This is a genomic window from Pseudomonas azotoformans (assembly GCF_900103345.1).
GTDB classification, from domain to species: Bacteria; Pseudomonadota; Gammaproteobacteria; order Pseudomonadales; family Pseudomonadaceae; genus Aquipseudomonas; species Aquipseudomonas azotoformans.
Genome location: NZ_LT629702.1, coordinates 1424685 through 1446394, shown reverse-complemented (window position 1 = coordinate 1446394; position 21710 = coordinate 1424685). Strand labels below are relative to the sequence as shown.

Here is a 21710-nt window from a genome sequence, read left to right as displayed (position 1 = left end):
CCTGACAGTCAGGCCGCGAATCAGGAGGAGGGCGGGGCACTCGCCAAGTGAGCCGGCAGGCGGCGCAGCGTCCACAGCGTGGTGAGCAACGCCGCAATGGCGCACATCGCAATGCCGATCAGCATCGGCGCCGGGGTGTGATCGGCGAACACGCCGATCAAGGTCATGGACACGGCACCGATAATCATCTGGATCGCCCCGAGCAGGGCCGATGCAGACCCGGCTACCGCGCCATGATCCTCCAGGGACAGCACCCCGGCGGCCGGCAGCAGCAGGCCGAGAAAGCCGAAGCCGATAAACAGCAGGGTCATGGTCAGGGCGAGGCTGTCGAGCCATAGCGTTGTTGCTGCCAGGACGGCCATCACGGCTGCCACGGCTGTTACCGACCAACGAATCAGCGGCGCCAGGCCAAAGCGCGCACTGAGGCGTGCAGTGAGTTGGCTCATGGTAAAAAACGACGCGGCATTCAACGCAAAGCCGAGGCTGAACTGCGTGGGTGTGAGGCCGTAATGCTCGATGTACACGAACGGCGCGCTGCCGATAAACACGAAGAAGGTCGCCAGGCCAAAACCGCAGACCACTGACAGGCCGATGAATACCGGGTCACGCAGCAATGCGCCATAGCTGCTGAAGGCGTTGCCCAGGGTCTTGCCCAGCCGGCGTTCGGCCGGGTGGGTTTCCGGCAGTTGCACAATGGTCATCACCAGGCACGCCGCCGCCAGCACCGCCAGCACGGCAAACACTTCACGCCAGCTCCACAGCGCAATCACCAGGCTACCGGCCAATGGCGCGAGGATCGGCGAGACGCTCATCACTAGCATCAGCAACGCCATCAGCCTGGCGGCCTCATGCCCGGTGTACAGGTCCCGCACGATGGCACGGGGAATCACCATGCCCGCGCAGGCGCCGAACGCCTGCAGGGCACGAAACGCGATCAGTGTCTCGATGGTCGGCGCCAAGGCACACCCCACACTGGCCACGATAAAAATCACCAGGCCGGCATAGATCGGCGGCTTGCGCCCGAAGACATCACTGATCGGCCCGTAGAACAACTGGCACAGGCCGACGATGACGAAGAACACCGTGAGGCTCATCTGTACCAGGGCCGGCGAGGCCTGCAGACTGACGCCCAGGGTTGGCAGCGCGGGCAGGTAGATGTCGATGGCGAACGGGCCGACGGCGGTGATCAAGCCCAGGAGGAGGGCGAGGTGGGCAATGCTTCGAGACATGGAGTTTCCGGTGCCTTCAAGGGATCGGCCAGCTTAGTGAGCCGCTTGCGGCTATACAAGATGACGCTTACACAGTCGTTACATTTTCGTCCTGGCCGCAGAAGAAAACTTCATTTTCGCTGACTTGGGCTTCACTAATAGCCAACGGCTGCCGATAACGGTACCAGACGCTCAAGCGGTTGGGTTCCCAACCGGCGGTCCAGGCTATGGGGATACCTGAATGACGATCAAACTGCGCTTGATGTTGTTGATTGCGACCGGATTGCTGACCGCCTTGATCATGAGCCTTGCCGGCTACCTGGGAAATACCCGGATGGGCACTGCCGTGCAGGACAGCGAGCTGAGCATGACGGTGCTGCGCAACCACATGGAAGCCGACATGATGCACGACGCCCTGCGTGCCGATGTACTGTCAGCCATGCTGGTGGGCCTGGGCAAAAGCACCAGCAGCACAGCGCAGGTGAACAGCTCCCTGAAGGAGCACGCTGAGCACTTTCGCCAGGTGCTGGCAGACAACCTCAAGCTGCCGTTGGAAGACACGCTCAAGGCGAACCTGGAAAAAATCAAACCGAGCCTGGACAACTATATTGCCGCCGGCGAGCGCATCGTCGCCCTGGCGCTGGACAATCCCGACGCCGCACGCAATGAACTGGGCACGTTCAACGCCGCCTTCACCCAGCTTGAAGATCAAATGGCCGCGCTGAGCGAGCTGATCGAGACCAACACCCAGCAGACCAGCCTCGGTACACAACAGACCATCAGCAACGCCAATTTAACCCTCGGCGTGGTGTTGATCGCCAGTCTTTTACTGCTGTTGGCTCAGGGCCGCTGGGTCATGCTCAGCATCATGGGGCCGTTGCACGCTGCCAGCCGTATTGCCGCCAGCATTGCGCGGGGCAACTTGAGCGAAGCGATTGTCGAACCCCGGCGCAAAGATGAAGCCAGCACATTGATTCGCAGCCTCGCCACCATGCAACGGGATCTGCGCGGCATGATCGAAGTGGTGCGCAGCAACGCCCAAGAGGTCAATGCCATGAGCGAGCAACTGAGCCACGGCTGCCATGAAGTGGCCGGTAGCAGCCAGCAACAGAGTGCGGCGGCCAGCACCATGGCCGCGGCTGCGAGTGAAATGACCGCGAGTATCGAGGAAATCACTCGGCATGCCGGGCGAGCGTTGGACATGGCCAACCAGGCCGAAACCTTGGCCAAGGACGGTGGCCGGGTGATTCATCAGGTGGTCAACGACATAGGCGGCATTGCCCGCTCCGCGCAGCAATCGGCCCAGGTGATCCGCACGCTGGATAAGGAGTCCGAGGCAATTTTCAGCATTATCCAGGTGATCAAGGGGATCGCCGACCAGACCAACCTGCTGGCCCTGAATGCCGCGATCGAAGCCGCCCGCGCCGGCGAACAGGGGCGGGGGTTCGCGGTGGTCGCCGATGAAGTGCGCAGCCTGGCCGGTCGCACCAGTGCCTCAACCCTGGAAATCGCCAGCATGGTCGAGCGTATCCAGCAAAGCACCCGCGAAGCGGTGACCAGCATGGAGGAGGGGGTGGCTCAGGTGGACAAGGGCATGGCGGTAACCGCCGAGGTGGAGCGGGCGATTCGCGAGATTCTGCAAGCCACATTGAACACCACGGAGATGGTCAACGATATCTCGCGCACTATCGGTGAACAGAGCCTGGCCAGCAACGAAATTGCTCACCAGGTGGAGATGATTGCCGGCATGTCGGAAAACAACAGCCGGGTCATTGGCCAGACAGCGTCAACCACGGACGAACTGTCCAGCCTGGCGGGCAAGCTGTCACAGTCGGTTGATCGATTTCAATTGTAACCTATTGATTTAACTCAACTAAATAGTCATTTAGTTGAGTTGGGCATCAGGGCAGGGGGCTCAGGACTGGGAGAGGGCAGACGTCCGCCGTGCGGCGATGCGCTCTACCGTTTGCATATGCTGCGTACCCCATTGGCACAACCCACCCAACGCCGACGCCAGGGACTCCCCGAACGGCGTCAGGGAATACTCGACTTTGGGCGGTATTTCCTGGAAATCCACGCGAAAAATGATCTCATCGCGCTCCAACTCCTTGAGTTGCTGGATCAGCACCTTATCGGTCACACCACCAATCGCGCGCCTTAATTCTCCATATCGATGAACATTCTGCGCCAGGTTGAACAGCACCAGCGGCTTCCATTTGCCGCCAATCACCGCCAGGGCCGCCTCGAGCCCGCAATTGAATGAGTTATTGGCCATGATTGAGGTGCCTCCAAAGGGTACTTACTAAAAGGTGCATACTATTCAAAAGAATAGAGCAGATCTAGAGTTGCGCCTCAACATTCTTTTTTGGAGTCATCATGAGCAAGCTCAACGGAAAAGTTGCAGTCGTTACCGGCGGCAACAGCGGCATCGGCCTGGCCACCGCGATTCGCTTTGCAGCTGAAGGCGCACAGGTGGTGATTGTAGGTCGTCGCCAGTCAGAACTGGACAAGGCGCTCAAGCTGATCGGGCCTGACGCCATCGCCATCCAGGCCGACATTGCCAAGCTGGACGACCTGGACCGTGTGTTCACACAGGTCAAAGCCGCCAAGGGCCGTATTGACATACTGTTTGCCAATGCAGGCCTGGGGGATTTCCAACCGATCGGGTCGATCACCGAAGAATCGTTCGACCGCACGTTCGGCATCAACGTCAAAGGCACGCTGTTCACCGTGCAAAAAGCCTTGCCACTGATGCAGGCCGGCAGTTCCGTGATCCTGACGGGGTCAACCACCGGCGTGATGGGTACACCGGCGTTCAGCGTGTACAGCGCTACAAAAGCGGCGCTGCGTAATTTCGCCAGAAGCTGGGCGCTGGATCTCAAAGGCACCGGCATTCGCGTGAACGTACTTTCACCAGGACCGATCTCGACACCGGGTCTGGACTCGGCATTGTCAGGTACTGGCCAGAAGGATGCGATCATCGACGACATGACGGCGCAGGTGCCATTGGGCCGTATCGGTCAGCCTGAAGAAGTGGCAGCCGCCGCGTTGTTCCTGGCATCGGATGAGAGCAGCTTCATGACGGGCAGTGAAATGTTTGTCGATGGAGGCTTTGCTCAGGTTTGAACCTGACAGGGGTTTTGCCTGTTGAAATCTGACGGGCACTGCCCCTGATTACGCAATAGCATATTACGCATAATGTATATTATGTTAAATTATGTATTACGCTACACGTGTCACCCGGCCACTTTACGAATCTCAACAACCACCTGCTTCACTGCCTCTTCAATCGCACCTTCATTACGACACAACACCCAGCCCTGACCCACAACCGCCCGCTCGAACATCTCTGTGCATGCAACATGCTCTGCATACTTCTGGATCACAGTGCCGCCCAATCCTCGTGATCGTGCCGTTGCTCTCGCCCATGAAATATCCGGCGCGGTGATAACACCGACATGCAGATCCGGCACTCGTACACTTCGCTCCAGGTTCAACTGCAGAATCTCTGCAAACGGAATCGTATGTCGAAACGCAGCCTCAGACGGATACCAGCGATCAATCAGGATAATGCTGCCCAACGGCTGCTGAGTCAGCACGTTCCCGGAGATCCAACTGCGACTCTCGGCAAAGCGCTCGCACACAGCCCATTCCAGATCCCGTGAGGGATTTCTGGCAAGTTCATTCACCAGGGTCATGGTTTCCCCTCTGTAGGGATCGCTTTTTCGCTCGCAAAGCCGGATGACTTTCTTGTTGTCCGCCCTCAGTGCAGCCGTGACGGCCTCCAGTAGCGTGGTTTTGCCGGTGCCTTTGGGGCCATCCAGAGAAACAAAAAGCGGAGCATTCATTTTTCACACAGCGGTCAAGATAATGATCACCACTCTAACTGCATTTGCAGCTGGCCACGCATCCAAGCACTTTCACAAGTAATTTTCCTACCCCCTAGGTATGCTCCGCGTTTATTGCCGATCACTGATACCGGGATGCCAGCCCAAGTCTCTGCTGCACAGTCGCAGTCTATGGAGCCGTATCCTCTCAAGGACGTTTGAACGATGAGTACCCCCGCGCTGGATATCAGCGGCCTGACCCCCTTGCCTTACCACCAGCGTGTGGTCGATTACCTGAAAACCCATGAGCCTGTCGTGTGGGAATGGGCCTCGTCTCTGGGCGTTCAGCAGGAACATGCCCAGGATGTGCGCGCGCAGTTGCTCAGAGACACCTATCGCCTGAGCCCCGAGACCCACCCGCAGGCCTATCAGGCCTGTGAGACGGCGCTGCAATGCTTGCAGATCCAGGCGCCCGCGACCCTTTACCAAGCCGGCGACGCCGCGATGAATGCCAGCCTGTATTACCTGGCCGGTGAAGTGCACGTGGTGTTCTACGGACCGATTCTTGAACGGCTCGACGCTCAGGAGTTACTGGCGCTGCTCGGGCATGAGCTGGCCCATTACCGCTTATGGTCTGAGCACGGTGGCGACTATCTCACCGCCGAGCGGGTTCTCAATCACGCCATGGCCGATATGAATACGCCTCCGAGTCTGGAACAGACCGCACGCTTATATAGCCTGCACACCGAAATCTATGCCGACCGAGGCGCAGCCCTGGTGGCCGGCGGGCCGGAAGCGTCGATTACCTCGCTGGTCAAGATTCACACCGGGATCGTCAGCGTGGATGCCGCCAGTTATCTGAAGCAGGCCCAGGAGCTGGATGGCAAGGACGCGCCGTTGTCCCAAGGCGTTTCGCACCCGGAGACGTTTCTGCGCTCCCAGGCGGTGGACAACTGGTGGCGGCAGGTGCCGGATACCGACAATTGGCTGCATGGCCGGTTGCGCGGGCCGTTGTCGCTCTATCGCTTGGATGTGACCGGCCAAGTCGAGCTGACCGCCCTCACCCGCAGCTTTATCGCCAGCTTCATCGGCACCTCCGTGCTGCAATCGGAGGTGGTGCTCAATCAGGTACGTGGATTCTTTCCGGACTGGAAAGACAACGAAACCACGCTGGACCTGGGCACGCTGAATGCCGAGCGTGTCGACGCCAGCATCCACGAATACCTGCACTTCATCATGCTCGACCTGAGCCTGGTGGACCGCGACCTGCGGGATGAGGCCTTGCTGCACGCGGCGCGCACCGCCAAGAAACTCGGCAGTGCCGACGACTTTATCAATGTGCTCAAGCGCGATATCAAATTACCCAAACGTGAGCTCGACCCGATCGTTCGCGCGCTCAAAGCGGAGGTCGACACATGGACCCGATAACCCAACCCATCAATTTCACGCAATTGCTGCAGACCCACGATGGCGTCGCCGTCCCCATCGACGATGTGCTGTTCCTGGCGCTGCCCTTACTGCGCCAGGTTGCGCAATTGCATGAACTGGGGCGTGTCGCCCAGCTCAGTTATCTCGATGTGCTGCAGGGGCCGGAACGCACGCTGCAACTGCGCAATCCAGAGGGCGTCCCGCCACGGCTGGCGCTGGAAGCGATCAAGCAGGTGCAGCCTAATCCGGAGTCGGCACTGAATATTGTCGGCAAGGTCCGCCTGACCCGGGATTCGGAAAGTGGCGTGGCCGTGACCGACCTGCAAGTCCAGGAAGACCCGCATCAGGCCATTGACCACCCGGTGTTCCTCACCGACCTGCACAGTTGGGAGCATCGCCTCGGGCACCACGACGAGATCACCGATATTTTCCAGCTCGGCCAGTTCCTGGCTTGCCTGGCGTGCGGGTTGGATTTTGCCGACATCAACGACCTCAAGGCCTTTGCCCGGCATCGCCGTAACCTGTTCCAGCTCAACGGCCGGCTCAACCCGGTGCTGGCCAATCTGATCGTTGAGATGACCGAGCTGAACCGCCATGAGCGCGCCACGGATGTCGGCTCACTGGTGCGGCGCCTGGAATCCTGGCGCGAACAGCCGGCCAGCCTGGATGTCGAGCGTGTATTGGCCCAGGCCGAAGGCCCGGCTTCACGGCGCACCGTGGTGCTGGAGCATCTGCGTAATCGCTTGTTTGACCTTTCGCGACGCAATCGCCTGCTGTACTTCCGGCCGACGCAAGCCAACGTCAACTTGACCGTGGCCAGCGTGCCCTTGGTGATGCGTGTTGAAAGTATCCGCCCCGAAGCCTTGTGCACCTGGCAGCCTACCTTCGGTGGCTTCTCCGAGCAGGTGTTGAGCGGCAAACCGGTTGGCCTGCAGCAATGGTTGCGGTTTGAAGACCAGACCTGGTTGCAGGCGTCGTTGGAACGCATCATCCAGGAAACCCGCCGCGACCGTGCCGAGTTCGGCTTCAGCAACCTGCGCCTGGTCGTGGCCTTCATGCGCTGGCACAACCTCAAGGACACGCCGGAGGAGCGCATCGTCACTCCCCTGCTCTGGCTGCCGGTGGAACTGAGCCGCAAAAAGGGCGTGCGCGACCAGTTCATGTTGCAGTGCGATGAAACCGAGGCTGAGTTCAACCCGGTACTGCGGCATCAATTGCGCCAGCTCTACGATATCCAGTTGCCGGAAACCGTCGACCTGCAAAAGACGTCCCTGGAGGAAATCCACGCCGATATTGCGCGCCAGATCAAACTGACCGAGCCCGGCGTCGAGTTGCGCCTGCAAAGCAAACCGCAAATCGAACTGATCCACCAGAAGGCCGTGCAGCATCTGCACCATTTCCAGCGCCGTCGCGCCCGTCAGCGTTCGGCGATGCCCTTGGTCAGGCCGGATTTCAGCTACGACCGCGAAGACTACCGCCCGCTGGGCCTGCAATTGTTCCAGCAAAAGGTGCTGCCCAGTGAGTTACCGTTGCGCCTGGCCGTCGGCGCCAAACCTGTGCTGCGCAACCAGCATCCGCAGATGGTCGCCAGCAGCACCGAGAACAGCACCTTCGCCATGCCCGAGAATCAGGGGCACCGCTACGCCTGGGACATCGACCTGACCCAGGTGACCCTGGCCAACTTCAACTATCGCAAGATGTCGCTGGTGCGTGACTACGCACAGCTGATCGATGAGCCCGCGCAAAACGAAGCGTTTGACCGGATGTTCTCGATTGAGCCGCGAGACGTCGAAGTCCAGACGCCAGACCCGATCCCGCTGCCCGACCAGTGGAACGTGGTGGCCGGTGACGCGACGCAGAACGCCGCTGTCAGCCTGGCCCGAACCGGGCGTCACTTCATCATTCAGGGGCCGCCGGGCACCGGTAAGTCCCAGACCATCACCAACCTGATCGCCGACTACGCCGCGCGCGGGCTGCGCGTGTTGTTTGTGTGTGAAAAGCGTGCGGCGCTGGACGTAGTGTTCCATCGCCTGCAACAGAGTGAACTGGGCGAATTGTGCTGCCTGATTCACGACTCCCAGACGGACAAGAAAGCCTTCGTGGGCAACCTGCGCGAGTGTTATGAGCGCTGGATCGCCGGCGACGCCCAATCGGTGCAGTTGCAAGCGCGGCGTGACGCTACACTGGCGACCCTGAGCCAGCAACTGGGCCTGATAGAGCGCTTTGAACAGGCGATGGCCGGGGTGCCGGAGTCCTTGGCCTGCTCGGTGCGTGAGTTGGTCTGTCATTTGATCGAGCTGCCACCCGTTGCTGCACAGCTGCCGCCCGAAGCGCTGGAGCGCTTGCCCGAATGGCGGCACTGGCAGGCACAACAGGAGCTGACCGGCCGGTTGTATCAGACCATCAAGGAACGGTTCGGCGTCGACAGTTTTGCGCGTCACCCCTTCAGCCACCTGGCCTCAAGCCTGGTCACCCACGAGCATGCCTACGGCCAGCTCAAGGCGTTTCTGGAGCAAGCCAGTGGGCTGATGGACAGCGTCGAGTCGTTCCTGGAGTCATCCTCCAGCCTGCTGTCCGGTGACACGCGCCTGACGGATGCGTGCGTGCTGACTCAAGCCGCCGAGCAACTGACCGACGCCAACCTGGCGGCTCACCTCGACCTGCTGGAACCTGGCTCAACGGGTTCCCAAGCGCTGCACGCTGAACAGGCCGCCTTGCAGGCCCTGGCCGTGCAGCAACACAACGCGCGTGAAACCACCCGCCACTGGCGCGAGAAACTTGAGCCCCAGGACACCCAGGCTGCCCTGGAGCAGGTACAGCGCCAGGAAGGCTCGCTGCTGCGCTGGTTGCAACCCGGCTGGTGGCGCCTGCGGGGCGAACTTCAACGCCGCTACGACTTCAGTCAGCACGCGATTCGCCCCAGCCTGCGCAGTGTGCTCGACAACCTGGCCGGTGAACACCGCGCCACCGCCGAGCTGCACGCCGAGCAGCAACGCCTGCAAGGTCGCTACGGCATCCAGGATATCGACCTGTTCGTGCACAATCTGCACGCCCTGCTGCAGCAACTGAGCGCATCACCGTTGTTGCGCAAGTGGGTCGAAGGCCTGCGGGGCAACCCGAGCAGCTTGCCCGGTGTGCGCCAGGAAGCCAGCCTGCGCCAACCCATCGCGCGCCTGGCCGAGCTGGTTGCCCAACAGTGTGTGTTCGACGCCGCGCCAAGCCTGGCCGAGCTGGCCGAGTACCTGCGCGACCTGCGTGAAGAGCTCGACGAACTGCCCGACACCCTGCCCCTGCTCAACGAGCTGCACCAGGCCGACCCCGGCTGCCTGGCGGTCGTGCAACAGTATGCTTTGCCACAACCCGTGCTGGACGGGTTGATTGCCCAGGAAAACCTGACCCGCCTGTACCGCGCCAACCCGCAGATGGCCCGCTTCGATGGCCCGGCCTTGAGCCTGGCCGCGCGCCAGGTCAGCCAGGCCGAAAGCAACCTGCTCAAGAGCAATGCTCACGTGCTCAGCGCCACCCTGCACCAGCGTTTTCTGGAGCACGTGAAGCAATCGGCGATGTCAGTGACCCAGCTGGATGCCCAGGCCCGCGAGTTCAAGAAAGCCTATGCCAAGGGCCGTCGCGAACTGGAACATGAGTTGGGCAAGACCATGCGCTATCGCTCCATTCGCGAAATGGCCAGTGGCGACAGTGGCCGGGTGATCAACGACCTCAAGCCCATCTGGCTGATGAGCCCGTTGTCGGTGTCCGACACCCTGCCCTTGACCCCGGACCTGTTTGACGTGGTGATTTTCGACGAGGCCAGCCAGATCCCCAGCGAAGAAGCCGTGCCCGCCCTGAGCCGTGCGCAGCAGGTGATTGTGGTGGGCGACGAGATGCAGTTGCCACCGACCAACTTCTTCTCCAGTGCCGGTGACCCGGACGATAACGACCTGATCGCCATGGAGGACGGGGAACAGATCGCAATCAACCTCGATGCCGACAGCCTGCTGAGCCAGGCCGCACGCAACTTGCCGGCGACCCTGCTGGCCTGGCACTACCGCAGTCGCCACGAGGCGCTGATCAGTTTCTCCAACGCAGCGTTCTACGAAGGGCGGCTGATCACCATTCCCGACCGGCGCATCGAGCGCCCTGCCCCGGCCCACGCAGCCCTCGACTCCAGCGACGCCCAGGCCGTGATCCAGGGCGCCGACACGCTGCTCGACAGCCCGATCAGCTTCTTGAAGATGAGCGATGGCGTCTACCTCAGCCGCAGCAACCTGGCCGAAGCCCGCTACATCGCCAACCTGGTGCGTGAACTGCTGCAACGCGAGACCGGCCTGAGCCTGGGCATCGTGGCCTTTTCCGAGGCCCAGCAAGGCGCCATCGAGCAGGCCCTGGAAGACCTGGCCAGCAATGATTCGGCCTTTGCCACACGCCTTGAGCGTGAGTACGTGCGTGAAGATGCCGGGCAGTTCAATGGCCTGTTCGTCAAGAACCTGGAAAACGTGCAGGGTGATGAGCGCGATGTGATCATCCTGAGCATCTGCTACGCGCCGGGACCGAACGGCAAGATGCTGATGAACTTCGGCCCGATCAACCAGCGCGGCGGGGAAAAACGCCTTAACGTGATCTTCAGTCGTGCGCGCAAGCGCATGGCGATTGTCTCCAGCATTGAGTCCGAGGCCATCACCAACACCCACAACGACGGCGCCGCTGCATTGCGCGCGTTCCTGCAATTTGCCCAGGCCAGTGCCAGCGGCGATGCACCGCGCTCCCAGGGCATCCTGGCCAACCTCAACCCGGGCGCCAAGCAGTCCTTTGCCGTCGGCCTGCCCAAGGACAAGCTGCGCAGCGCCCTCGCCGTCGCGTTGCGCCAACGCGGGCATTCGGTGCAGGAGTATGTCGGGCGTTCACAGTTCCGCTGTGACCTGGCGATCAGCGACGCCAGCGGTGAATACTTCAGTCTGGGGGTGCTGCTCGACAGCGACACGGCAGCGGCGACTGACGTGCGTGAGCGTTATATCTTCCGCCCGACGGTATTGCGCAGCTTCGGCTGGAAGATCATCGATGTGCTCAGCCATGACTGGCTGCGCGATCCGGAGGAAGTGCTCAAGCGCATCGAAGCGCTGCTTCGGGGTGAAGAAGCGCCTGCACTGCCAGCGCTGGAACAGGTCGTGGAAACCGTCGAGATCGACGCCGAGCCAGCGGTAACCCTTGAAGCGGCGCCGTCGATGCGCGAGTTCACCTATGGCGAAGGCAACTCCAATAAGTTCTGGCGTATTGGTGTCACCGAGGCCGAGGTGGTGGTGAGTTTCGGCCGCATCGGCACCAAGGGCCAGACCCTGATCAAATCCTTGGAAAACCCCGAACGCGCGTTGCGTGAAGCAGAGAAACTGATCGCGGAGAAACTGCGTAAAGGCTATCAAGAACAGGTATGAATGAAAGGACGGCGCCCGCCCCGGGCGCCTGTCCACCCCCAAACCGTAAACCCACGCTCCATGCACCAGCCCCTGCCCTAATGCTGAAACGTCATCATCTCCCCCTCGCCCGCATGTTAATCTGGCCCCACCACGAATAGACATTGATCGTCACAAGACGATGACCAGAACCAGGAAAGCCCATGCCAAAGATTTCTCACTCAGCCCTGCGCCGCAACTTCCGTGAATTGCTCGCCACCCCAACCTGCGTTGAAACCGCTTCCGTCTTTGACCCGATGTCGGCGCGTATCGCCGCTGACCTGGGTTTTGAAGTCGGCATCCTCGGTGGCTCCGTCGCCTCGTTGCAGGTATTGGCCGCACCCGATTTTGCGTTGATCACCCTGAGTGAGTTCGTTGAGCAAGCCACCCGCATCGGCCGCGTTGCCCAGTTGCCGTTCATCGCCGACGCCGACCACGGCTACGGTAACGCCCTGAACGTGATGCGCACCGTCGAAGAGCTTGAGCGTGCCGGTGTGGCCGCGTTGACCATTGAAGACACGTTGCTGCCGGCGCAGTTCGGGCGCAAGTCCACCGACCTGATCTCCATTGAAGAAGGCATCGGCAAGGTCCGCGCGGCGCTGGAAGCACGTGTCGATCCGGAGTTGTCGATCATTGCCCGGACCAATGCCGGCGTGTTGCCGACCGAAGCCGTTATCGAACGCACCCAGGCCTACCAGAAGGCCGGCGCCGACGGGATTTGCATGGTCGGTGTGGCCGATTTCGAGCACCTGGAGAAGATCGCGGAAAACCTGACGGTGCCACTGATGCTGGTGACCTACGGCAACCCCAAACTGAATGATGCCCAGCGTCTGGCCAGCCTTGGCGTGCGCATAGTGGTTGCCGGTCACGGGGCTTACTTCGCCGCGATCAAGGCGACGTATGACAGCCTGCGTGCCCAACGCCAGTTGACCCACAGCACTGATAACCTCAGCGCCACCGAGCTGACGCATACCTACACGCTGCCGGAAAGCTACGTGGCGTGGGCGGAAGAGTTCATGGATGTTAAAGAGTGAAGACAACGTCGGAGCGAGGGGGGCTTCCCCCCCTCCTCCTGTTTTCACGACGTCCACTGCTCCCCGCCTGGCCAATCCTTGGTGGGAATATCCGCAATGGTCCCGTCCTTGACCCCATCGATGCCATAACGCTCGATTGAATCCCCCAATATCTCGCCGAACTTGTCCGACTTGACCTGCGCCTGCCCTTCCTTGACCAGCCCAGGCACGATAGCCGCCAGTACCGCCACGCCAGCCGCCAGGAAGCCCAGCACGCCCGCCGTGGCCGCCAGGCCCGGGAGAAAGCGCGGCAAGTTCGCCCCGAGTAAGCCCAGGCCGCCCTCCGCGGCCGAGGCGCTGCCGGCCAGCACACCCAGCGAGCCTGCGGTGATGCCAAAGCCTCCAGTCAGCTTGTCGCCCCGGCGCAACGCGTTGACGCCATCAAAAATGCCATACGCCCCGGCGACGATGCCGGCCAGGCCGCCGATACCTTTGGCGGCTTCCTCGAAGTTCTTCGCCACGACCTTGGCATGCTTGCCGTCCTTGACGTTGTCCTTGACCTCATCGAGCAGGTCGAGCATGACCTTGCCGTCCTTCATATCCTTGAGGGTCTGCTCACCGTTCTTGATCGACTTGGCGAGGTGTTCCTGGTAGCCCTTGGTGCCGCCCTCGATCAGTACGGTGGTGGTCTGCACGGAGCCGGTGGTGATGTCGACGATGTTGCGCGTGGTCAGCTTTCCACCGCTCTGCGCCCCGCGTGCAATGGTGACACCCGCCAGGAACAGGCCGCTTACACCATGCAGCACACCGCTGCCGTAGGCGCCCTTGGCGCCGCCATTGGGGTCGAAGTCCGACAACTTGCCCATTTTGTCCAGGGCCTTGGTGCCCTGGCGGAGTAGGTCCCAGTTGCCACGGAAACCCGCCAGGACCTGGTCGGTGGTGGCCACGGTGCCGTCCTGGTTCAGCAGCAGCTCGGGACTTTCCTGGCGCATCTGGTCGATCAACGTGCGGACCTTGTCTTCATCCAGCTCGGCGCCGCCGTCCTTGCCGAAAGCCGTCTTGATGTCGTCGAAGCTGGCGCCCTTGAACAGGTTCTCCTGGGCGATGCTGGAGAAATTCTCGTTGAGCTGTTGGTCATGCTGGGCCGTGAAGGCCGGATCGAGCGCGGCGTTATAAAGCGCTACTTCCAGGCTGAACTCCGAGGCGGCCTGCTCGGGCGTGTTGTGCTTGAGCAACTCACGCAGGCGGTCGCCACTGGCCAGCTGATCCTTGTAGAAGGTCTTGAAGTCTTCGTTATGCGTGGATTTGGCGACCGCGCCCTGGATCGCCTTGGCATCGTCGATACCCAGAATCGACTGCAGGCTGGTGGCGGTGGCATAAAAACCCGCCAGTGCTGCGTGCTGGTCGGTCTTGCCGTCCTTGGTGTTGGCGTCCCACGCGGCGTCCAGGGCCTTGCCGGACTTGACTTGGTCCTCATAGGTCTTGGTGACGGCGTCCTTCAGGCCGGGATTCTCTTCAAACAGTGTCTTCACCGCCTGGTCGCCGGCGTTCTTGATGTACTCGGCAGTTGGCTTGTCGCCCTGCAAGATGGCCATGTGGTCGTTGATGTCTTGCAGCAGCTTTTGCGGCTCCCAGATCGCGCCCGAGCGGTTGGCGATGGAAACCTTGCCATAGTCGCTGTTCCAGACCCCGGCGTTGGCGCCGTCGACCACCAGTTTCTGCGCCTCTTGCAGTTCCAGCAGCACCGCGGCCTTCTGCTCGGCCGTGTACTTTTCCGGATGCTCGAAGATGTCCTTGTCCAGCTTGCGGGTGTCGACCTTGCCCGTGACGTTGCCGGTGGCCACGTCGGTGATCAGGCTGGCAAGACTCCGGGCATCGGTGGGTGCGGATGTCTTCAGCCAGGCCTGCACGTCGTCGCGACTGACCTTGCCGTCGGGCTTATCACCAATACTGTTGCCAGCGGTGTCGAGCTTGCGGAAGGCGCCAGGCTGGGCGAAGAAGTTGAGCGCCTCTTTCTCTTCCTTGCTCAGTTGCGGGTTTTGCTTGAGGTAGTCCTTGATGTTCTGTTCGGTGACAGCGCCATCGCCGCCGGTCTTGCCACGGATCGAATCGAACCTGGCATCCAGGATTGCACCGTATTGGGCGATCTGCCTGGAACCTGCGTCGGCCTCCGGGTGGATCTTGAGAAAGTCCTTGTAGCTACCGACCTGGTCATTGGCCGGGGGCTTCGCCAGCGCCTCGAAACCGTATTTGCCGAAATCCTGCAAGCGCCCCGCTTCGGTGCCATGGCGCGCTTCGCCGCTCTTGGTAAAGCCGTCGACACTGCTGTTGGCCACGTCCTTGCCGGTCAGCGCGTTACCTTTCTCGTCAAAACCCACCACCCGGTCGAGCACCTGGCTGGCACGGAAGGCCGCGTTGGGGTCCTTGTCGAAATCGCCGACCTGCTCCTTCAATGCATCCTTCACCCCACTCTGGTTGCCAAGGTTTTTCAGCAGCGGATTGTCATTGATGTCCTGGGCCGAGCGCCTGTCACCCTCGGGCAGTTCCCAGACGATGCCAGCCTTGTCCGCCGCCTCACGGCGCTTATCGTCCAGGCCCACCGTGTCCGCGTGCGGCAGCTCGCCCTTGAGGTTCTCCCAGCCATACTTGCCGAAGTCTTGCAGGCGCCCGGCCTCGGTGCCGTGCCTGGCATCGCCGCCCTTGGTGAAACCGTCCACGCGACCATTGTCGATCGTGTTGCCAGCCAGGCGCGAACCGTTTTCATCGAAGCGCTCGACGTGGCCCAGCACCTGGTTGGCGCGATAAGCCGCGTCCGCATCGTGTTCAAAATCACCGACACGTTCGCGCAACTTGTCCTTCACTCCGCTCTGGTTGCCGAGGTTCTTCAGCAGCGGGCTATCGTCGATGATGTCTTGGGCCGAGCGGTGGTCATCCTTGGGGCGCTGCCATTCGATACCGGCGTCCTTGGCCTTGGCCCGATCGACCGCGTTACCCCATTCGGCGCTGGAATCGTTATTCGTGACAGTCTTGATCGCGGGTGCATTGCTGACCGGTGCTGACATGCGTGTGCTCCTTGAAGACGGGAGGCCGGGGCATGATCGTCAGGGGCGATCATGTCGGACCAGTCAGGAGAGCAAAGACCTTGAGGGTTACTGAAAGATGACAGGCCGACCTGTCGGGTCGACGCCGCGCGCCTTGCAAGCCACTGATGCACCGATGCCGAAGGGATGAAACCCAGCTTGTGAAATGTTGTGAAAAAATCCGCCGCAGAATCTGCGGCGGCAACCAAAGGATGTTGTCGAAGCAGAGCGGCTAAGACAGGTTCAACGTACACCCGAAAGAAATTAAACAGCGTGAAGTTTAATTAATTGAGTTTCATCCCTTGGCCCGCTGCCGGCCGCGCAGACTGTGCCTGGAATCAACCTCGGCAACCACGCCGAACACAATAAAAAACCGTAACAGCTCACCTGCAAACATCTGCCCAAACAACGTTATGCGCCATTCAATCAGTGCGGTGTTTCTGTGCGCGCGTTCATTATTCCGGGGAAGTCACAACATGATTAAACAGTCGAGCCTATTGGCACTGGCGGTGTGTGCCGGTATCAGCCAGATGGCCTTTGCCGAGTCGGTCACCGACCAGGCGGATGCCAAGGGATTTGTCGAGGGCAGCAGCGTCACCGGCTTGTTGCGCAACTACTACATGAATCGCAACCGTGAAGGCGGCCGGGCCGATAACATCGACTGGACCCAGGGCGCGATGCTCAACTACGCCTCGGGTTTCACCCAGGGCACCCTCGGCTTCGGCGTGGATGCCTATGCCTACGGCGGGCTGAAACTCGACGCCACCCACGCGGACGCCGGCACCGGCAACCTGCCGACCGACCGCCATGGCGATCCTGAAGACGCCTACGGCTCAGTCGGCGCCGCAGTGAAGATCAAAGTCTCCAAGACCCAACTCAAATTCGGCGACATGCAACCCACGGCCCCGGTCTTCGCCACCGGTGGCACGCGCCTGTTGCCACAGACGGCCACCGGGTTTGACCTGACCAGCAGCGAAATCGCCGGCCTGGACCTGGAAGCCGGGCATTTCACCAGCACCAACAGTGGCATGACCAGCAACCATGACCACGATATCTACGCCACCTACGCCAACATTGCCGCCAACAGCGCAAGCTTTGTCGGCGGCAAGTACAGCTTCAGCCCGTCCCTGAGCGCCACGCTGTATGCCGGTGAGCTTGAAGACATCTGGCGCCAGTACTACACCAACCTCAACTACGTGATCCCGTTGGCGCATGACCAGTCCCTGGCGCTGGACGGCAACCTGTACCGCACCCTCGACACCGGCAGCGCCAAGGCCGGGGCGATCAACAACACCACCTACTCGGTGGCGGCGGCGTATTCGTTCCTGCAGGCGCACACCCTGACCCTGTCGTTCCAGAAGGTGCATGGCGACACGCCGTTCGACTACATCGGCACCGGCAACAACGGCGCCGGCGAAGGTGGCGATTCGGTGTACCTGGCCAACTCGGTGCAATGGAACGACTTCAACGGCCCGGGCGAGCAGTCCTGGGGTATCCGCTATGACCTGAACATGGCCAGTTATGGCGTGCCGGGGTTGAGTTTCATGGGCCGCTATATCAACGGCTCGGATATCGATGGCACCCACACGCCGGCCCATAGCGCCTATGTCGGCAACTACGGTGCGGATGGCGCGCACCACGAGACCGACCTGGAAGCCAAGTACGTGATCCAGAGCGGTCCGGCGAAGAATCTGTCGTTGCGTGTGCGTGATGCAATCGTGGCGTCGAATGCCGACCAGCGCGATGGTGACCTGAACGAGCTGCGGTTGATCGTCGACTATCCGTTCACCCTGCTCTAAACAACCGCCCCGCCTGTAGGAGCGAGCTTGCTCGCGAAGAACTTGAGGACCCCGCATGCATTCAGGATGTATGCGTTATCGTTGACGTTTTTCGCGGGCAAGCCCGCTCCTACAGGGGGACGTGTCAGCCTACCCAGCCGACGGCGGTCTTGGGTATGACTTCCGACTCATCCAGTTTCGAGGCAAACATGCTCACCGCCTGTACCGCATCGCTGGTGCTGGTGCGAATCTGCAGGATCACCGAACCGGCCTGATCGGCCAGGTTGACGCCGCGTTGCGCGCCTTCCTGGGTCGCGTTCATGCTGGTCACTGCGTCGCGGGTTTCCGAGAGGATCATGCCGATCATCTCGGCGATTTCCGCCGTGGAGCGGCTGGTGCGTCCGGCCAGTTGCCGCACCTCATCGGCCACCACCGCGAAGCCACGCCCCTGGTCCCCGGCGCGCGCCGCCTCGATGGCTGCGTTGAGCGCCAACAGGTTGGTCTGGTCGGCAATACCGCGAATGGTGTTGACGATGGCGGTGATCTGTTCGGAACGGTCGCCCAGTTGCCCCACCAGCCGCGCAGAGGCGCCGATATTCTCGGCGATGCGGCGCATTTCCGTGGCGGTCTCCTGGATCACCTGGGTGCCATGTTCGGCAAAACGCTCGGTCTCGGAAGAAATATGGTAGGCCCGTGAGGCGCCACGGGAGTCTTCCTCGAATTTCTCCACGCGCTCGGTGATGTCGCTGGCGAACTTGGCGATCTTGATCAGTTTGCCGTCGCCGTCATACACCGGGTTGTAACTGGCCTCCAGCCACACCACATGCCCGTGCTTGCCCAGGCGCTTGAATTGCCCGGTAAAGAACTCACCGTTGTTCAAGCGACGCCAGAAATCGGCGTACTCATGGCTGCTGACCAGCGCAGGCTCGCAAAACAACCGGTGGTGCTTGCCTTTGATTCCCGCGAGGGTGTAGCCCATCACGTTGAGGAAATTCGCGTTGGCGTCCAGCACCTGGCCACTCAGATCGAATTCGATAACGGCCATCGCACGGTCCACGGCCGTCAACTTGCTGCGGGTGGCCGCGTCCTGCTCCACCTGGGCGGTGACGTCCAGCGCGTACTTGACCACTTTCAGCACCTGGCCGCGCTCGTCCAGCACTGGGTTGTAGCTGGCTTCCAACCAAAGGGTCCGGCCGTTGGCATCCACGCGCTTGAACGTGCCGGAGACAAACTTGCCGGCTTTCAAATCACTCCAGAACTGGCTGTAGGCCGGGCTGCTGGTCAGCGCTGGCGGGCAAAAGTCGCGATGGGACTTGCCGGCCAGTTGACTGGCGCTGTAGCCCAGGGTCTTGAGGAAATTGTCATTGGCCCGCAGCACTTTGCCGTTCAGGTCGAATTCGACCACGGCCATGGAGCGCTCCAGTGCACTGATCAGTCCTTTGTACTCGGTGACTTCGGCCGTCCTGGCCGCCAGTTCTGTTTTGAGTGATTTATTGAACATGACGTGCCCTCAGCCGTGCGGAAAAACCCTGTGTCTTGATGAGCTATCGGCTGCGGAATACGTGACTTTACGGGCCTTGAGGGGATTATTTTCTGGCGTCAAATACTTGCGCGATCAAGGTTTTGCATCGAGCCACGCAAGACGTTCGCGCATGCCCGTACTGGCCGCCGGACCGGGCTGCAACGTGCACTGGTCAAACCCCACCACTTGGCCATCCGCGCTGGCCAACATGGGCTGCACCGGCCTGCCCGTTTCACGCTCTACCAACTCGACACTGGTGCCCTCCTCGGCGTAATGCCGATTGCCCCAGGCCACCAGCGACATCAACACCATGCGGAAATCCTCGCCCTTGGCCGTCGGCACATATTCGTAGCGCGGCGGTCGTTCGCTGTAGGCGCGGCGCTCCAGCATCCCCGCCTCCACCAAGGCACTCAGGCGACGCGTGAGCATATTCGGCGCGATGCCCAGGCTGCGCGAGAACTCATCGAACCGACGCAAGCCCTGCAACGCGTCGCGCATGATCAGGATGCTCCACCACTCCCCTACCCGCTCAAGGCTGCGGGCGATGGGGCATTCGTCGCTGATGAGGGACTTGCGTTGCATGGGGATTCCTGTGGGTCAGTGCCAATGTGCGTGATGCCATGTTACTTTCATGATGATAGTGACGTCCATAAGGTCTGTTCCTTCACCGCAACTGGAGTCGATTGATCATGAGTAAACGCATCGTTGTAACAGGTATGGGCGCACTGACGCCGTTGGGCGCTGACGTGGAATCTACCTGGCGACGCCTGTTGGCCGGGCAATCGGGTATTCGTCGCCTGCCGCAAACGTTGATCGGTGATTTGGCCGTCAGCATCGGTGGCCAGGTGCAGACCGTACTCGAGGACCCTGAAGCCGGATTTGATCCCGACCGCCTGCTGGCAGCCAAGGAACAGCGCAAGATGGACCGCTTCATCCTGTTCGCCCTGGCGGCGGCGGACGAAGCCTTGAAGCAGGCCGGCTGGGCGCCGAACACGCCTGAAGCGCAGGAGCGCACCGCGACCATCATCGCCTCGGGTGTCGGCGGCTTCCCGGCGATTGCCGACGCGGTGCGCACCACCGACAGCAAAGGCCCACGGCGGTTGTCGCCGTTCACCATCCCCTCCTTCCTGAGCAACATGGCCGCCGGGCATGTGTCGATCAACTACGGGTTGAAAGGCCCGCTGGGTGCACCGGTGACGGCCTGCGCAGCGGGTGTGCAGGCCATCGGTGATGCGGCGCGCATGATCCGCGCCGGTGAAGTGGATGTGGCGGTGTGCGGCGGTGCTGAAGCGGCGATCCATCGCGTCAGCCTTGCCGGGTTTGCTGCGGCGCGGGCGTTGTCCAGTGACTTCAATGACAGCCCGGAGCAGGCTTCACGGCCCTTCGACCAGGCGCGGGACGGCTTCGTCATGGGCGAAGGCGCTGGCATCCTGGTCATCGAGGAGCTGGAGCACGCCCTGGCCCGAGGTGCGCAGCCGATTGCCGAACTGGTCGGCTACGGCACCAGTGCCGATGCCTATCACATGACCGCCGGCCCGGAAGACGGCGACGGCGCACGCCGAGCGATGCAGCAGGCCTTGCGTCAGGCCGGGATCGGCGCAGACCAGGTGCAGTACTTGAATGCCCACGCCACGTCGACGCCGGTGGGTGATAAAGGCGAATTGGCCGCGATCAGGACGTTATTCGGTGCGAACGGCAGCCCGGCGATCAGCTCGACCAAATCCGCCACCGGTCATCTGCTGGGGGCGGCGGGCGGTATCGAGGCGATCTTCACCGTGCTTGCCCTGCGCGACCAGATCGCCCCGGTCACCCTCAATCTGCAACACCCCGACGCCCTTGCCGAGGGCCTCGACCTGTTGCGCGGTGCTGCCCGGCCGATGCCGATTGACTATGCACTGTCCAATGGCTTCGGGTTTGGCGGCGTGAATGCCAGCGTGCTGTTCCGCCGCTGGGCGTAGTTTGCCCCTGCCGTCATTTTCGGGGACCATGGGCGCCTTTCTGAACCTGCCAACGCGAGGCGCCCATGGCCAACCACGACCTGCACTACACCCCGGACCCCGATGCCGACTCGATTTCTTCGGATGTGATCGGCTTCAACGGCATCCTGGTGTCCACCCAGATCCCGACCCGTGCCGATGGCAGTCTGGAACTGGGCGACATCACCCTGCAAAGCGAATGCACCCTGCAAGCCCTGAAAGTCGCCCTGGAAAAGGCCGGCAGCTCCATGGACCGGGTGATGCACCTGACCATTTATCTGACGGACATGGCCGATCGCGCCGCCTTCAACGCAGTCTACAAACGCTTCTTTGCCAAGCCCTGGCCCGTACGTGCAGCGGTTGGCGTGGCCGCGCTGGCGGTAGACGGCATGCGCGTAGAAGTCACGGCCATGGCCGCTCAGGCCTGAGTGGGT

The 21710-nt window shown here is 61.5% G+C and carries 14 protein-coding genes and 1 pseudogene; 9 read left to right on the top strand and 6 right to left on the bottom strand.

Annotated features, from left to right (window positions below; all coding sequences use genetic code 11):
* Window positions 1-20 precede the first annotated feature (20 nt).
* Window positions 21-1229, bottom strand: coding sequence for a multidrug effflux MFS transporter (locus BLR69_RS05975; RefSeq protein WP_071495625.1), 1209 nt, complete (start codon window positions 1227-1229; stop codon window positions 21-23).
* A gap of 220 nt (window positions 1230-1449) precedes the next feature.
* Here BLR69_RS05975 and BLR69_RS31480 point away from each other — a divergent pair.
* Window positions 1450-2205 (top strand): annotated as a pseudogene (locus BLR69_RS31480) (MCP four helix bundle domain-containing protein); the annotation flags it as partial.
* A complete protein-coding gene (locus tag BLR69_RS31475; RefSeq protein ID WP_371858618.1) occupies window positions 2200-3063 on the top strand; it encodes a methyl-accepting chemotaxis protein in 864 nt (287 codons plus the stop codon). The pseudogene BLR69_RS31480 and the gene BLR69_RS31475, both read left to right, overlap by 6 nt.
* A gap of 60 nt (window positions 3064-3123) precedes the next feature.
* On the opposite strand, the gene BLR69_RS05965 is transcribed toward BLR69_RS31475, so the two are convergent.
* Entirely contained in the window at window positions 3124-3483 is a 360-nt protein-coding gene (locus BLR69_RS05965) for a winged helix-turn-helix transcriptional regulator (protein WP_071488316.1), read from the bottom strand.
* A 101-nt stretch (window positions 3484-3584) separates the two neighbouring features.
* On the opposite strand from BLR69_RS05965, the gene BLR69_RS05960 reads away from it, so the two are divergent.
* Complete coding sequence (locus BLR69_RS05960; RefSeq protein ID WP_071495627.1) at window positions 3585-4334, top strand: SDR family NAD(P)-dependent oxidoreductase; 750 nt, start codon at window positions 3585-3587, stop codon at window positions 4332-4334.
* Window positions 4335-4444: 110 nt separating this feature from the next.
* Here BLR69_RS05960 and BLR69_RS05955 read toward each other — a convergent pair whose 3' ends face one another.
* Complete coding sequence (locus BLR69_RS05955; protein WP_071495628.1) at window positions 4445-5056, bottom strand: dTMP kinase; 612 nt, start codon at window positions 5054-5056, stop codon at window positions 4445-4447.
* A gap of 204 nt (window positions 5057-5260) precedes the next feature.
* Here BLR69_RS05955 and BLR69_RS05950 point away from each other — a divergent pair, with 204 nt between their 5' ends.
* From BLR69_RS05950 to BLR69_RS05940, 3 genes are all read left to right on the top strand, one after another.
* A complete protein-coding gene (locus BLR69_RS05950) occupies window positions 5261-6463 on the top strand; it encodes a M48 family metalloprotease (protein ID WP_071495629.1) in 1203 nt (400 codons plus the stop codon).
* Window positions 6451-11889, top strand: a complete 5439-nt coding sequence (locus BLR69_RS05945; RefSeq protein WP_071495630.1) for a WGR domain-containing protein — start codon at window positions 6451-6453, stop codon at window positions 11887-11889. The genes BLR69_RS05950 and BLR69_RS05945 overlap by 13 nt, the downstream gene beginning before the upstream one ends.
* Window positions 11890-12071: 182 nt before the next feature.
* On the top strand, window positions 12072-12941 hold the full coding sequence (locus tag BLR69_RS05940; protein ID WP_071495631.1) for an isocitrate lyase/PEP mutase family protein: 870 nt from the start codon (window positions 12072-12074) through the stop codon (window positions 12939-12941).
* A gap of 44 nt (window positions 12942-12985) precedes the next feature.
* Here the strand turns inward: BLR69_RS05940 and BLR69_RS05935 are convergent, their stop codons facing one another.
* Window positions 12986-15982, bottom strand: a complete 2997-nt coding sequence (locus BLR69_RS05935) for a type III effector HrpK domain-containing protein (protein ID WP_071495632.1) — start codon at window positions 15980-15982, stop codon at window positions 12986-12988.
* A 494-nt stretch (window positions 15983-16476) separates the two neighbouring features.
* On the opposite strand from BLR69_RS05935, the gene BLR69_RS05930 reads away from it, so the two are divergent.
* Window positions 16477-17799, top strand: a complete 1323-nt coding sequence (locus BLR69_RS05930; RefSeq protein WP_071495633.1) for an OprD family porin — start codon at window positions 16477-16479, stop codon at window positions 17797-17799.
* Window positions 17800-17923: 124 nt separating this feature from the next.
* Here the strand turns inward: BLR69_RS05930 and BLR69_RS31310 are convergent, their stop codons facing one another.
* Window positions 17924-19279: a methyl-accepting chemotaxis protein gene (locus BLR69_RS31310; protein ID WP_071495634.1), complete on the bottom strand. Its 1356-nt coding sequence runs from the start codon at window positions 19277-19279 to the stop codon at window positions 17924-17926.
* Window positions 19280-19393: 114 nt separating this feature from the next.
* On the bottom strand, window positions 19394-19882 hold the full coding sequence (locus tag BLR69_RS05920) for a winged helix-turn-helix transcriptional regulator (protein WP_071495635.1): 489 nt from the start codon (window positions 19880-19882) through the stop codon (window positions 19394-19396).
* A 107-nt stretch (window positions 19883-19989) separates the two neighbouring features.
* Between BLR69_RS05920 and fabF the strand changes: the two genes are divergently transcribed.
* Both fabF and BLR69_RS05910 read left to right on the top strand, forming a co-directional pair.
* A complete protein-coding gene (gene fabF / locus BLR69_RS05915; protein WP_071495636.1) occupies window positions 19990-21258 on the top strand; it encodes a beta-ketoacyl-ACP synthase II in 1269 nt (422 codons plus the stop codon).
* Window positions 21259-21323: 65 nt separating this feature from the next.
* Window positions 21324-21704, top strand: a complete 381-nt coding sequence (locus BLR69_RS05910) for a RidA family protein (protein WP_071495637.1) — start codon at window positions 21324-21326, stop codon at window positions 21702-21704.
* Window positions 21705-21710 lie beyond the last annotated feature (6 nt).